This window comes from Acidovorax sp. K2F, assembly GCF_025246485.1.
Taxonomy (GTDB): Bacteria; Pseudomonadota; Gammaproteobacteria; order Burkholderiales; family Burkholderiaceae_C; genus Acidovorax; species Acidovorax delafieldii.
Genome location: NZ_JAOBSQ010000022.1, coordinates 79,109 through 92,068, shown reverse-complemented (window position 1 = coordinate 92,068; position 12,960 = coordinate 79,109). Strand labels below are relative to the sequence as shown.

The following is a 12,960-nucleotide window of genomic DNA, read 5'->3' as shown; positions in this document are numbered from 1 at the left end:
TTGGCTAGCGCCCAGGTTGCGCTGCGCCGTCAAGGACGCAACGTTGGTGTTGATCGTGGATGCCATGCCTATGCCCCGCCCCAGGTTTTTTGTGTTTGTTATGGCACGACGGTGCCGTATCTAGATGTCGTATCGACGCCAGACCGGCGAACTTGAGGTGCAACACGCACGTCCATTCGAGAGGACCGATCGCACCGCCATCCAAAATTGGAGCCAAAGTGCATTCAAGCGTTAGTGCAACATGCCCTGAATGCTCCATATTTAATAGCAAAAAATTCACCCGGGTCCCTCGGCCTGTGCTGGGCCGGCAACGCTTGCCACGTAGCGCTCCAACCCCGACACCAGCGCATCAAACGTGCGCCTGCAGCGCGGACTGGTGCGCAGGTCCTCGTGCATCACCACCCAGGTCTCTAGCCCGTATTGAAACTGCTGCGGCAGCACCCGCACGAGTGCGGGGGCACTGCGCCGGGCCAGTGCTTCCTGGCAAATGCCGATGCCGGCGCCTGCGCGGACAAAGGCCAGCTGCGCCACATCGCTGTCGCTGCGCACGGCAAACCGATCGCGCCGCCACACAGGCAGGGCCTTTTGGGCCGCACGCAAAAAAGGTGTTTCTGCATCAAAGCCGATCAGGCGGTGCTGCGCCAGCTCGGCCAGGGTGGCGGGCATACCCTGGGCGGCGATGTAGCGCGGATGGGCATACAGGCCCAGCGGGATGGTGCCCACGCGGCGGGCGATGAGCGCGTCCTGCCGGGGTTCGGTCATGCGGATGGCGATGTCGGCCTCGCGCTGCAGCAGGTCGTGCACGCGGTTGCTCAGCACCAGCTCCACCGTCAACGCGGGATGCTCGGCCTGCAACTGCGCGAGGAGGGGCGGCAACACCTCGACCCCCATCACCTCGCTGGCGCTCACGCGCACCGTGCCGCGCACGCCGTCGCCATGGCTGTCAGCCGCGCGCACCAGCGCCGCCGCAGAGTGACCCATGGCTTCGGCGTAGCTGCGCAGGGCCAACGCGGCCTCGGTGGGCAGCAGGCCCTGCTGAGAGCGCGTGAAGAGCACCAGCCCCAGGGCCTGCTCCAGCGCGGCAATGTGGCGGCCCACGGTGGGCTGCGTCACCCCCAGGGCCCGCGCGGCGCCTGACAGGGAGCCCTCCCGCAGTACGCCGAGGTACGAGCGGTACAGCTCCCAGCCAATGTCATGGCGATTCGGTTGATCCATACATAAATGTATAGCCATCAACTCATTTTCAGCAATTCCATTTAATCACTGGGGCGCAGACACTGCCTTTATCCATAGTTTTTGAAGGAGCATCGCGATGAGCAACAACCCCAACAACCCCATCGGCAGCCGCCCCAGGGCACTGGTTCTGGGCGTCACCGGCGGCATTGGCGGCGAGGTGGCGCGCCAGCTGCGTGACCGGGAGTGGGAGGTGGTGGCAATGCACCGCAACGCAGCGCAGGCCCGAGAGCAGCGCGACGGGTTCACCTGGGTTCGGGGTGACGCGATGACCCAGGCCGATGTGATGGCTGCTTCCACGGGCTGCCAGGTGATCGTGCACGCGGTCAACCCACCCGGCTACCGGCGCTGGAGCGAGCTGGTGCTGCCAATGATCGACAACACGATTGCAGCGGCCCGGGCGCACGGGGCCACGGTGGTGCTGCCAGGCACCGTCTACAACTACGGGCCGGACGCCTTCCCGGTGCTGCACGAAGACGCCCCCCAACACCCCCGCACACGCAAAGGCGCCCTGCGGGTGGAGCTGGAGCGCCGCCTGCAGCAAGCCACCGAGCCACACCCGCTGGAGGCAGCATGCCGTGTGATCATCGTGCGCGCGGGCGACTTCTTTGGCCCGCAGGCGGGCAACAGCTGGTTTGCGCAGGGCCTCATCCAGCCGGGCCGACCGGTGGCCACGGTAAAGCAGCCAGGCGCGCCCGGCGTCGGGCACCAGTGGTCGTACTTGCCCGACGTGGCGCGCGCCATGGTGCTGCTGCTGGAGCGGCGCGCCGAGCTGCCCGCGTTTGCCCGTTTTCACCTGGCTGGGCATTGGGATGCCGACGGCACGCAGATGGCGGCTGCCATTGGCCGTGTGGTGGTGGCGCGGGGCAGCCAGGCGCCGCGCGTGCAGGCTTTTCCGTGGTGGCTGGTCACGCTGGTCTCGCCGTTCGTGACCACCTTGCGTGAAATGCGCGAGATGCGCTACCTGTGGCAGCAGCCGGTGCGCATGGCCAACGACCGGCTGCGGGCGGTGCTGGGCGAGGAGCCACACACCCCGCTGGACGAGGCGGTGCAGGCCACCTTGCAGGGCCTGGGCTGCCTGCCAGCCTGCTCCGGTAGCAGCGGGAGCGGGCACGCACAGGCCGCACCGGCAACTACACTCCCAGAAACCCCGCAATCACCAGCCCGGCTTCCAGCGTGAACGCCCCCTGGGCCACCCGCTCGCGCACCGCGTCCAGAGGCAGCAGGTCAAAACGCTCGACCTCGCCGTCCTGGTTGTCGGGCTCCATGCCCTGAGGCACCTGGGCGCGAAACCAGTCGATGCGCTCGACCATGAAGCCCGCGCCCCCGCCCTCGCGGCTGGGGCGGCTGAACAGCACCTGGCCCCCGTGCGCCACGTCGGCCAATGCCTCCACCCGCAAACCGGCCTCTTCCCAGGTTTCGCGGGCCAGGGCCTGCGACAGAGAGTCGGCAGCGGAGACCATGCCCCCCATCAGCGTGTCCCATAGTCCGGGGTTGCTGGGCTTGGTCAGGGAGCGCTTTTGCACCCACATGCGCCCGTCGGGCGCCAGGCCCACCAGGTGCACGGCGCGGGTGGCCACGCCCAGCACACGTACCGCCCCGCGCTCCACGGTGCCGATGACCTCGCCCGCCGGGTTGGTGACCGCCAACTGCTCATCACGCCAGGGGCCGCACAGGCCCGCATCGCGCAGCGCGGCGGCCAGGGTGTTGAGGGCATCCGTGGTGTCGGTGGGCGATGCCTGCAAATGCCACGCACGGCCCTGAGAATGCTCTGCTTCTGATAGCTTGTAGCGCTTATTCATCAAGCGCTTCAGGCTGATTTGGCTGAAAAACCCCGGCGCTACCGAGCCCACCACCTGCCCCGCCACCACCAGGGGCTGGCGCGGCTGGGCGGGTGGCTGCTGCGCCGCCTGGCGTGCCCCTGCCAGCCACTGGTCGAAGGTGGGCGCCTGTGCAGCCGTGTTCACAGCGTGAGGATGGTGCAGCCGGTGGTCTTGCGTGCTTCCAGGTCGCGGTGGGCCTGCTGCACATCGGCCAGCGGGTAGCGCTGGTCGATGTGGATCTTGACCTGCCCGCTGGCGACCACGGCAAACAGGTCGTCCGCCATGGCTTGCGTGGCCTCGCGCGTGGCGATGTGGGTGAACAGCGTCTGACGCGTGACGTACAGCGAGCCTTTGGCGCCCAGGCTGCCGGGCGCAAACGGCGCCACCGGGCCCGACGCGTTGCCGAAGCTGGCCATCAAACCGAAGGGGCGCAGGCATTCGAGCGACTTGTCCCAGGTGTCCTTGCCCACCGAGTCATACACCACCTTCACGCCCTTGCCGCCGGTGATCTCCTTCACACGGGCCGCAAAGTCCTCGGTGCTGTAGTTGATGGCGTGCGCCGCGCCGTTGGCCAGCGCCAGCTGGCACTTGGCATCGGACCCTGCCGTGCCGATGAGCTGCAGGCCGAGCGCCTTGGCCCATTGGCAGGCGATGAGGCCCACACCGCCCGCTGCGGCATGGAACAGCACATGGTCGCCAGGCTGCAGGCCTTCCACAGGCCGGGTTTTCTTGAGCAGGTATTGCGCCGTCAGGCCCTTGAGCATCATGGCCGCGCCAGTCTCGAAGCTGATGGCGTCGGGCAGCTTGCACACGCATTTGGCGGGCATCACGCGCACTTCGCAGTAGGCGCCGGGAGGGTTGCTGGCATAGGCGGCGCGGTCGCCCACCTTCAGGTGCGTGACGCCCTCACCCACCGCCTCGATCACGCCCGCGCCTTCCATGCCGATGGTGGCGGGCATGCTCAAAGGGTACAGGCCCGTGCGGTGGTACACGTCAATGAAGTTCAGGCCAATGGCGTGGTGGCGGATGCGGACCTCACCGGGGCCAGGCTCGCCCACAGGGACGTCAACGATGTGGAGTTCTTCGGGACCACCGTGCTGGCGGATCTGGACGGCAAGGCTCATGGCTAACGTCTCCTCAAACAAAAAAGGGGGGATGTCTCAACGGCGGCCATCCTGCCACGAATCGCACGCGGTTGCCGACGGCCCTTGCAGCACCGGTGCGTGCTGGGGCCTTGTGCCCCGGGCGCAGCAGGGCCCGGGCTGCACCGTTACAGTGCAGCCCCATGACTCAAAAAATCACACCCAGCACGGCCGTGCTGCTGGTGATTCCGCCCCTGCTGTGGGCCGGCAACGCTGTGGTGGGGCGGCTGGTCCATGACCTGATTCCCCCCATCACCCTGAATTTCATCCGCTGGGTGCTGGCCTTTGCCATCCTGCTACCCCTGGCCCATGGCGTGCTGCGCACAAACAGCCCGCTGTGGCCGCACTGGCGCCGCTATGCGCTGCTGGGCCTGCTGGGCATCGGGGCCTACAACGCGCTGCAGTACATGGCGCTGCAGACTTCCACCCCCATCAACGTGACGCTGGTCGGCTCCAGCATGCCGGTGTGGATGCTGGCCGTGGGCGCGCTGTTCTTCGGGGCCAGCGTCACGCGGCGGCAGGTGCTGGGGGCATTGCTGTCGGTGTGTGGTGTGCTGCTGGTGCTGAGCCGGGGCGAGTGGTCACAGCTGCTGGCCTTCCGCCTGGTGCCGGGCGATTTGTTCATGCTGCTGGCCACCATCTCGTGGGCTTTCTACAGCTGGCTGCTGTCGCGCACCAGCGAGCCCACCAGCATCCGGGGCGACTGGGCTGCGTTTTTGATGGCACAGATGGTGTTTGGACTGGCCTGGTCGGGCAGCTTTGCGGGGGCCGAATGGGCCAGCGGGCGCACGCACATCGCATGGGGATGGCCGCTGATTGCCGCCCTGGCCTTCATCGCCGTGGGGCCTGCGGTGCTGGCCTACCGCTGCTGGGGGGTGGGCGTGCAACGCGCCGGGCCCGCAGCTGCCGGGTTTTTCATCAACCTCACGCCGCTGTTTGCCGGGGTGCTCTCGGCGGCCTTTCTGGGCGACACGCCCAAGGCGTTCCATGCCGTGGCGTTCGCGCTGATCGTGGGTGGCATTGTGGTGTCGTCACGGCGTTGACGGATGCAATTTTTGGTCTAAACCAGCGGTAGCGCATGTATTTATTATCCCAATTGCTACACAAAGAGTAGCAAACGGCGTGACCTTTCTGGGCCCCTCAACCCGGGGCAGTGACCGTGGTGGCGGACTCCATCAACGCCTCCAGGTCCATCACCGGGGTGGGCCGCCCCAGCAGATAGCCCTGGAAGTACACACAGCCGTGCCGGGCCAGGAAGTCCTTCTGTGCCTCGGTTTCCACCCCTTCGGCAATCACATCCAGCTCCAGGTTGCGTGCCATGCCCAGAATGGTCTGGACGATCACATCGTCGGTGTGCCGCACCCCCAGGTTGCGCACAAAGGACTGGTCGATCTTGAGCTGGTCCAGCGGCAGCCGCGTGAGATACGCCAGCGATGAATAGCCGGTGCCAAAGTCATCCACCGAAAAGCGCACGCCCTTGGTCTTGAGCATGCCGATCTTGGCGATGGTGTCGTCCACGTTGTCCAGCACCAGCGATTCGGTGAGTTCGAGCTTGAGCAGGTGCGGCTTGGCGCCCGTCTCGCGCAGCACCTCCACCACCCGGGCCACAAAGTCGCGCTGGCGGAACTGCCGCGCACTCACGTTGACCGACACCTGCAGGTGCCGGTAGCGCTCGTCCCCCTGCCAGGCCGCCAGCTGCTCGCAGGCCGTGCGCAGCACCCAGTGGCCCATGGGCACGATGAGTTCGCTTTCTTCGGCCACGCCTATGAACTCGCCGGGCGCAACCAGCCCGCGCTCGGGGTGCTGCCACCGGATCAGGGCCTCGGCGCCCACCATGCGGCCATCCAGGTGGAACTGCGGCTGGTAGTGCAGCACAAACTGCCGCGCCGTGAGCGCCATCTGCAGGTCGGTCTCCAGCTGCGCGCGCATGCTGATGACAATCTGCATCTGGGGGTCAAAAAAGCACAGCGCGTTGCGCCCTTGCGATTTGACCTGGTACATGGCGATGTCAGCCTCTTTCAGCAGGTCCACCGACGACTGCAGGCTGCCGCCCATCAGCGTGGCGCCAATGCTGGGCGTGCTGTGGTGCGCGTTGCCCCCCAACGTGTAGGGCACGTTCAGTTTGCGCAGGATCTTCTCGCCCACCCGGCGCGCCTGGGCGGCGGCCTCATCACGGTGCACCGACAGGTCACTGAGCATGACCACGAATTCGTCGCCCCCCAGGCGCGCCACCGTGTCCTCGCGCCGCACGCAGGTCTTCAGGCGCTGGGCCACCTGACGCAACAGCATGTCGCCCACCTCGTGGCCCCGCGTGTCGTTCAGGGTCTTGAAGTGGTCCAGGTCCAGGAACAACAAGGCGCCGTACTGCCCGCTGCGCACGCTGGCGGCAACGGCTTGCTGCATCCGGTCCATCAACAGACGGCGGTTGGGCAGGTTGGTCAGCGGGTCGTAAAAGGCCAGGCTCTCGATCTCCGTGCTGGCCTTGCGCAGCGCTGTCACATCGTGGTAGCTGATCACGAGGCCACCATCGGGTGTGGCGCGCTCGGTGATCTGGATAGTGCTGCCGTTGGCGTACGACTGTTCACGCGGTTCAGGCTGGTGCTTTTGCCGCTCCAGGCGCTGGCTCACCCACCGCTTGCGCTCCTCGTCGGACAGGCGGGGCGAGTGGTGCTCCACCGTGGCCTCCAGCACTGCGCGGAACGGCATCAGGGGCGTGATCACGCCCTGCAGCCACGGGAGGATGGTTTCGAGCTGGCGATTCCACTGCACCACGCGCTGCTGGCTGTCGAGTAGCAAAAATCCGCTGACCATGGATTCCAGCGCCTGGTCCAGCGTGGCCTTGGACTGCGCGATGGCCAGGCGGGCCTGGGACATGCGGTCCACATACCGCAACGCCAGCACTCCCGCCGCAAAGATCATGGCGATGAACAGCGCGGTGGTCAGCGCAATGGCATCGCGCTGGTCGCGCCAGCCGGCGAGCGCCGCATCCAGCGGAATGCTGGCCGCGATGCGCAAGTCCTGGTACAGGATGGGCCGGAACACCACCAGCGATGGCTCGCCGGTCAATCGCGCAGGGGCCTGCCAGGCCATTCCCCGGTCGACCAAGTCTCCGATGGGCGGCGTGAGCGTGGGCGCGGTCACGTCTTCGCGGTTGGGCACGCTCAGCAGCAGTTGCCCGGTGGCGCGCTCCAGCGTGACCTGCAGGCCGCTGATGTCCACGCCCTGTACCAGCACCGAGCTGAGGGCCGACACCGGCAGCTCGGCCACGGCCACCACCCGCGAGCTGTCGGCCATGCGCAGGTGGCGAGCGAAGTACAACACTTTCTCGGAACTGGCAAAGCTCACCACCGGCGCACTGACCATCAGGGTGGATACAGGTTGCTCCAGCACGCTCTCCAGAAAACCGGCCGGCAGTTGCACCAACAGGCTGGCGCCTGCGGGGTCGGACGACGCCAACGCCTTGCCCGTGCTGTCGAGCACCGCCACGTAGCGCACCATGAGGTTCTGCCGCGCCGACCCCCGCAGCCGCTGGCTTGCCGAATCGGCATCCAGCCACTTGGGCATGGCATTGGACAGTCCCAGCAGCTCGTCCATGCTGGCCAGCAGCACGTCCACGGCCAGCAGCGAGCGGTTGAGTGCCGCCTCTGCGCCCGCCACGAAGCGGGTGGCCTGGGCCTCGCTATCGGCCAGCGCGGCCTGGCGGGCATTCCACGCCAGGGTACCGGCCACCGCCACCACGGCCGCCACAAACACTGCAGCGCCCGCCCAGACATAGGCCTTGATGCGCGAAGGTGCGGCGGACTCTGTCATTTCGCAGGCGCTGCCTGCAGCCCACGCACTGGCCCGATGGTCTGGTTCCAGACCTGCGCGCAGCGAGCGCCGCAACGCTGCACCCAGCGCGGCAACACGGTGGATTCAAGGATCTCCTGGCGGCTGCGCTCATCCTGGGGCGACACGGGCACCACCACCATGCTGCCCTTGGTGCCAGCGTTGCAGGTGGGGGCACCCCGGTTGCAAGCCAGTCCGTCGGCAGTTTCACGCTCGGACTCGGCCCAGATGGCGGCTTCCAGGCGGGGCAGTTCGCGCTTGAGCAGCGTGCGCAGGTCGGGCGGCAGCGCCGCCCAGGCGGCCTGGTTGGCACCAAACACGGCAAGCCCCCAGGTCACCGGCAGGGTGTGCACGTGGGTGGTGAGCGCCGGCAGGCCAAGCATGTTGCCCGACATGGTGCCGGTGATGGCGCATTCGGTATTGCCCGCGGTCAAGCTCGGCACGATCTGCGAAAAACTGGTCAGCACGGGCACCCCGCCCAAGGCGCCCACAAAGTCGGCCTGGCTGGCCGACGACACACGCACGCGGCGGCCAGTGAGTTCGGCCAAGGTACGCAGTGGCTTCTTGCAGAACACCACCTGCGCCGGGTACACATAGATGGCGAGTGCCTCGACGCCATGCTGCTCACGCAACGCCTTTTCGAGGTAGGGGCGAAACGCCGCCAGCGTGGTCTTGAGCGTGGCAAGGTCGGGGTTCAGTCCGGCCAGGTCAGGCGCTGTGTATTCGGGGTATTGCGCGGTGAACGAACTCATCAGGGTGGTGCCAAAAGGAACCACGCCCAGCTGTAACAAACGCAGCATCTCGGCCCCAGGCACGCCGGCCCGGTCAAAGGGCACGATCTCTGCCTGGAAGCGCCCGGCGCTCAGGCGAGAAAGCTCCTTGGTCCAGAAGGGCTCTTCCTGCCGGACGTACTGGCTGATACCGGCCAGACCGCCCACGATGCGCAACCGGTACGGAGCTGCCGCTGCAGTGCCCGCACCCGCCGCGCTGGCCGCATCGGCGGCCTGCACAGCTGCCCCAACGCACAGCGCCAGACACAGCAGGGTGCAGTGGCGTTTCAGGCGCGGCAGAAAGGGAGTGTGGACAGATTGCATGGCGGCGGACAGTGGCAGGCGCTGGCCCGCAGTATTCCACCAATTATTCAGCGCTCCGGTAAAGCTGTCGGCAAAACACCACGCCAGCTTCCGTTCTGAGCAAGCACTGCGCCACACAGCCCACCAGCCGTGCCTCGTCGGGCCCGGCCTGCGTCAGAACGTACCGGGGTAGGCACCACCGTCGGCCAGCACGTTCTGTCCCGTCATGTAGCCCGCGTGCACGCTGCACAGGAAGGCGCAGATGGCACCAAACTCTTCGGCAGTGCCATACCGCCCTGCCGGAATCTGCGCCTGCTGCGCGGAGCGCACATCCTGGACGCTCTTGCCCGCCTTGCTGGCGGCTGCCGTGACGGTGGCTGCGAGCCGGTCGGTGTCGAACTTGCCAGGCAGCAGGTTGTTGATGGTCACCCCGCTCGCTGCAATCTTGCTGCGCGACACACCCGCCACAAACCCCGTGAGACCACTGCGCGCGCCGTTGGACAGGCCCAGGATGTCGATGGGCGCCTTCACGGCGCTGGAAGTGATGTTGACGATGCGGCCAAACCCGCGTTCAGCCATGCCATCCACCGTGGCCTGGATCAGTTCGATAGGGGTCAGCATATTGGCGTCCACAGCCTTGATCCAGGCGTCGCGGTTCCAGTCGCGGAAGTCGCCGGTGGGTGGGCCGCCTGCGTTGGTGACCACGATGTCGAAGTCACGGCCCGGTCCTCCGGCCACCGAGAACACCGCCGCACGCCCTTCGGGCGTGGTGATGTCGGCCGCCACAGCCAGCACCTGCGGCGATGCACCCTTTTGGCCGCTGGCGCTAGTCTTGTTTGCACTTTCAGCTATCAAACGAGTAGCAGCCTGTTCGAGTGCCTCGGCACTGCGGGCGTTGATGACCACATTGACACCCTCGCGCACCAAAGCCTGCGCGCAGCCATAGCCCAGCCCCTTGCTCGCGCCACACACCAGCGCCCATTTGCCTGCAATACCCAAATCCATAACAATCTCCTGGTTGCACACTGATACAAGTGTGCTTTGTTAAATCATAGTTGGAGAGCATCACCATGAACCGGCCGCACTGGAAAGCCCTGGCGCCTTGGCTGGCATCGGCCGCGATGGCCCTCTTGCCACTGCTCAGCTCCACAGCGCATGCGCAGGAGGCTGCCGTGGTCAAACGCGCCACCCAGCTGCGCGACAGCCCCGCAGAAAGCGGCGCCAGCGTGGCCCCCCTGGAGGCCAACTCAGTAGTCACGCGCAGCAGTGAGCGCAAGGGGCCCTGGACCAAGGTCAGCACAGCACAAGGCGCTACGGGCTGGGTCCATATGTTTGACCTGGGCCCCCAGTCAGGCGCAGCACCGGCCACTGGTAATGCCGCAACGAGCGGAATGCGAGGCCTTGGCAGCTTGTTCGGCGGAAACAGCGGCGGCACCACGACCGCCACCTCCACCGTGGGCATCCGGGGTCTGGGAGCCGAAGACATCGCCAAGGCGCAACCCAACCCGGCAGCCGTGACCCAGGCCGAGGGGCTGCGGGTCAACGCCGACCAAGCCCGCCAGTTCGCCAGCAATGCGTCGCTGCAGCCACGCAACGTGGCACCCCTGGCGGAGCCGCCCCGGCCCTCCTCCAGCAGCGGATCGGGGGCGACAGGCTCGTCCAACAATCCGTCCGACCCCAATTTCAGCCCCAACTGAGCGAGAGCTGCCATGCGTCTGCCCCCATCCCTCTCCCGCACCCGGCTGCTCGCTGCGGCGTGCACCGCCCTGGCCCTGACCCTGCTCCCCAGCCAGGGACAGAGCCAGGGGGTCATGAATCTGCTCAACGCCCTGGGTGGTGGCAGCTCCACCAGCAACACCGGCGGAGGCCTGCTGGGCGCCATCACCGGTGGAGGCAGCCCCGCAGGCCAGGGAGATGACCTCATCAGCATGCTCACCCGTTCGGTCGAGAGCATCGACGAGCCCCGCGAGATCGAAATCGGCCGCCAACTCTCGGCCGTGCTGCTGGGCAGCAAACCCCTGCACCCGGACATGGCACTGCAGCGGTATGTGAATCAGCTCGGGCGCTGGATTAGCCTGCAATCGCCCCGCCCCAACCTGCCGTGGACCTTTGTGGTGCTGGACGATTCGGGGTACAACGCCTTTGCGGCCCCGGGGGGGTATGTGTTCGTGACCAAGGGCCTGATCGACCGCTGCGCCGACGAGGCCGAGCTGGCTGGCATCCTCGCCCACGAAATCACCCACGTCACCGCCAAACACCACCTGCTGGCCATTCGCAAGACGGCACAGTCGGGCATGCTGACCCAGTTGGTGGCTTCGCAGATCAAGACCAACGCCGTGGGCAACGTGGTGGCCTCGCAATTTTTGGCACTGGGGCGCAACCTGTACGCACGCGGCCTGGACCAGACCGATGAGTACGATGCCGACCGCACTGGCGTAGCCCTGGCCACCCGCGCGGGGTTTGATCCCTATGGACTGGTGTCGGTGCTCCAGCACCTGCGCACCGCCACGCCTGACAACCCGGCCTTCACGCTGGCACTGGCCACGCACCCGCCGGCACAGGCGCGCCTGGAGCAACTGGAGCTGGCCATGGGCAAGAACCTCGATGGATTCACCGGCACGGCCCCCGTGACGGTGGCCCAGCGTATGAATCCCAAGACTGCGCCCGCAGCAGCAGCGGTGCCGTCGCCTGCCGTACCGGCCGAGGCACCAGCCCGCAGCAAGGCAGCTCCCAAAAAGAAGACGTCATAAAAGCAAGCAGGGCGGCCCCTGTCACGGCGCCCCAAAGGGCTGCGGGATGTGGGCTGTCAGACCCTGCGCGCCATGCGGGTAAAAATGAAGATACCCGCGACCACAAGCACCGTCCCGGCAGCGACCCACACCGTGAACGGTTCGCCCAGAATCCACACACCCATGAGGATGGTGGACAACGGGCCCACCATGCCCGTCTGCGCGGCCATGCCTGCGCCGATGCGCTCAATGGCCATCATCACCATCAGCACGGGCGCGGCCGTGCACAAGGTGGCGTTGAGCACCGACAGCCAGATCACCTCAGGCGCAACGACTGCCGCACTCAGCGGCCGCAGCACCACAAACTGCAACAGGCAGCACAGGCAAGCCACGGTCGTGGCAAGCCCCACCAACCGCAGCGCGCCCAGGCGCTGCACCATCTCGCCGCTGTAAACCAGATAGATGGCATAGCTGACTGCGCTCAGGAACACCAGCAAGGTGCCCCAGGCAGCATTGGCACCCTGCAGGTTGGCCTCGTGGCCAAACACCAGAACCACGCCGCTGTAGCTCACCAGCATGCCTGCCGCCTGGGCCCAGCGGATACCACGTCCGTACAACACCCAGCCCAGCAACACGACCAGCGTGGGGTTGAGGTACAGGATGAGGCGCTCCAGGCTGGCGCTGACGTAGGCAAGCCCTGCAAAGTCGAGAAAACTCGCCAGATAGTAGCCGGTGACACCCAGGCCCAGCACGCCCAGCCAGTCCTTGCGGGTGAGCGGCGGTTTCCCCCGGCTGGCCCACCAGGCCATCACGGCAAAGATGGGCAGCGCAAAAAGCATGCGGTACATGATGAGCGTGACCGCATCCACCCCATGGCGGTAGGCCAGCTTGACGATGATGGCCTTGCCGCTGAAGGCGATGGAGCCCAGGAATGCCAGCACAAGGCCGGAGGCAATACTCTTCTTTTCAGTGGTCACGGGTACGAAGGGACGCAAAGCGCCTGCTGAAGTATCTGCCGGACAGAGTTCGCCGGAGCGTTGCGCCCAGTGTGACACGGCAGGGCTGGTGCAGGCCATCGAACCTCTGCGCGGGCGCCCCCTTCATCAACGATGGCTGACAAGCCAAAGTGCAC

General features: G+C 66.6%; 11 protein-coding genes. 4 read left to right on the top strand and 7 right to left on the bottom strand.

Annotated elements, in window-relative coordinates; translation table 11 throughout:
- Nucleotides 1-276: 276 nt before the first annotated feature.
- A complete protein-coding gene (locus N4G42_RS07000) occupies nucleotides 277-1,215 on the bottom strand; it encodes a LysR family transcriptional regulator (RefSeq protein WP_260666672.1) in 939 nt (312 codons plus the stop codon).
- A gap of 97 nt (nucleotides 1,216-1,312) precedes the next feature.
- On the opposite strand from N4G42_RS07000, the gene N4G42_RS06995 reads away from it, so the two are divergent.
- Complete coding sequence (locus N4G42_RS06995) at nucleotides 1,313-2,413, top strand: NAD-dependent epimerase/dehydratase family protein (RefSeq protein ID WP_260666671.1); 1,101 nt, start codon at nucleotides 1,313-1,315, stop codon at nucleotides 2,411-2,413.
- Here the strand turns inward: N4G42_RS06995 and N4G42_RS06990 are convergent.
- Both N4G42_RS06990 and N4G42_RS06985 read right to left on the bottom strand, forming a co-directional pair.
- Nucleotides 2,367-3,200, bottom strand: a complete 834-nt coding sequence (locus tag N4G42_RS06990; RefSeq protein WP_260666670.1) for an NUDIX hydrolase — start codon at nucleotides 3,198-3,200, stop codon at nucleotides 2,367-2,369. The two genes, N4G42_RS06995 and N4G42_RS06990, sit on opposite strands and share 47 nt — an antisense overlap.
- Nucleotides 3,197-4,180 carry a quinone oxidoreductase family protein gene (locus tag N4G42_RS06985; RefSeq protein WP_056060964.1) on the bottom strand — a complete coding sequence of 328 codons (984 nt, stop codon included), beginning with the start codon at nucleotides 4,178-4,180 and terminating at the stop codon, nucleotides 3,197-3,199. The genes N4G42_RS06990 and N4G42_RS06985 overlap by 4 nt, the downstream gene beginning before the upstream one ends.
- A 161-nt stretch (nucleotides 4,181-4,341) precedes the next feature.
- Here N4G42_RS06985 and N4G42_RS06980 point away from each other — a divergent pair, with 161 nt between their 5' ends.
- On the top strand, nucleotides 4,342-5,241 hold the full coding sequence (locus tag N4G42_RS06980) for a DMT family transporter (RefSeq protein WP_260666669.1): 900 nt from the start codon (nucleotides 4,342-4,344) through the stop codon (nucleotides 5,239-5,241).
- Between the two features lie 97 nt (nucleotides 5,242-5,338).
- Here the strand turns inward: N4G42_RS06980 and N4G42_RS06975 are convergent, their stop codons facing one another.
- The 3 genes from N4G42_RS06975 to N4G42_RS06965 all read right to left on the bottom strand — a co-directional run bounded on the left by N4G42_RS06975 (nucleotide 5,339) and on the right by N4G42_RS06965 (nucleotide 10,104).
- Entirely contained in the window at nucleotides 5,339-8,008 is a 2,670-nt protein-coding gene (locus tag N4G42_RS06975) for an EAL domain-containing protein (RefSeq protein WP_260666668.1), read from the bottom strand.
- Nucleotides 8,005-9,120, bottom strand: a complete 1,116-nt coding sequence (locus tag N4G42_RS06970; protein ID WP_260666667.1) for a TRAP transporter substrate-binding protein — start codon at nucleotides 9,118-9,120, stop codon at nucleotides 8,005-8,007. Before N4G42_RS06970 ends, N4G42_RS06975 begins: the two co-directional genes overlap by 4 nt.
- A gap of 153 nt (nucleotides 9,121-9,273) precedes the next feature.
- Nucleotides 9,274-10,104: an SDR family oxidoreductase gene (locus N4G42_RS06965; RefSeq protein WP_260666666.1), complete on the bottom strand. Its 831-nt coding sequence runs from the start codon at nucleotides 10,102-10,104 to the stop codon at nucleotides 9,274-9,276.
- Between the two features lie 65 nt (nucleotides 10,105-10,169).
- On the opposite strand from N4G42_RS06965, the gene N4G42_RS06960 reads away from it, so the two are divergent.
- The gene (locus N4G42_RS06960) at nucleotides 10,170-10,796 is read left to right on the top strand and encodes an SH3 domain-containing protein (protein ID WP_260666665.1); all 627 of its coding nucleotides are present in this window, start codon (nucleotides 10,170-10,172) and stop codon (nucleotides 10,794-10,796) included.
- Between the two features lie 12 nt (nucleotides 10,797-10,808).
- Nucleotides 10,809-11,849, top strand: coding sequence for a M48 family metalloprotease (locus tag N4G42_RS06955; protein WP_260666663.1), 1,041 nt, complete (start codon nucleotides 10,809-10,811; stop codon nucleotides 11,847-11,849).
- A gap of 56 nt (nucleotides 11,850-11,905) precedes the next feature.
- Here the strand turns inward: N4G42_RS06955 and N4G42_RS06950 are convergent, their stop codons facing one another.
- Nucleotides 11,906-12,805, bottom strand: a complete 900-nt coding sequence (locus N4G42_RS06950) for a DMT family transporter (RefSeq protein ID WP_260666662.1) — start codon at nucleotides 12,803-12,805, stop codon at nucleotides 11,906-11,908.
- Nucleotides 12,806-12,960: the final 155 nt, after the last annotated feature.

Excerpts from the sequence above, each read along its gene's own strand:
- N4G42_RS06965 (WP_260666666.1), bottom strand. The coding sequence starts at position 10,104 with ATGGATTTGGGTATTGCAGGCAAATGGGCGCTGGTGTGTGGCGCGAGC.
- N4G42_RS06980 (WP_260666669.1), top strand. The coding sequence starts at position 4,342 with ATGACTCAAAAAATCACACCCAGCACGGCCGTGCTGCTGGTGATTCCG.
- N4G42_RS06975 (WP_260666668.1), bottom strand. The coding sequence starts at position 8,008 with ATGACAGAGTCCGCCGCACCTTCGCGCATCAAGGCCTATGTCTGGGCG.
- N4G42_RS06970 (WP_260666667.1), bottom strand. The coding sequence starts at position 9,120 with ATGCAATCTGTCCACACTCCCTTTCTGCCGCGCCTGAAACGCCACTGC.
- N4G42_RS06985 (WP_056060964.1), bottom strand. The coding sequence starts at position 4,180 with ATGAGCCTTGCCGTCCAGATCCGCCAGCACGGTGGTCCCGAAGAACTC.
- N4G42_RS06995 (WP_260666671.1), top strand. The coding sequence starts at position 1,313 with ATGAGCAACAACCCCAACAACCCCATCGGCAGCCGCCCCAGGGCACTG.
- N4G42_RS06955 (WP_260666663.1), top strand. The coding sequence starts at position 10,809 with ATGCGTCTGCCCCCATCCCTCTCCCGCACCCGGCTGCTCGCTGCGGCG.
- N4G42_RS07000 (WP_260666672.1), bottom strand. The coding sequence starts at position 1,215 with ATGGATCAACCGAATCGCCATGACATTGGCTGGGAGCTGTACCGCTCG.
- N4G42_RS06960 (WP_260666665.1), top strand. The coding sequence starts at position 10,170 with ATGAACCGGCCGCACTGGAAAGCCCTGGCGCCTTGGCTGGCATCGGCC.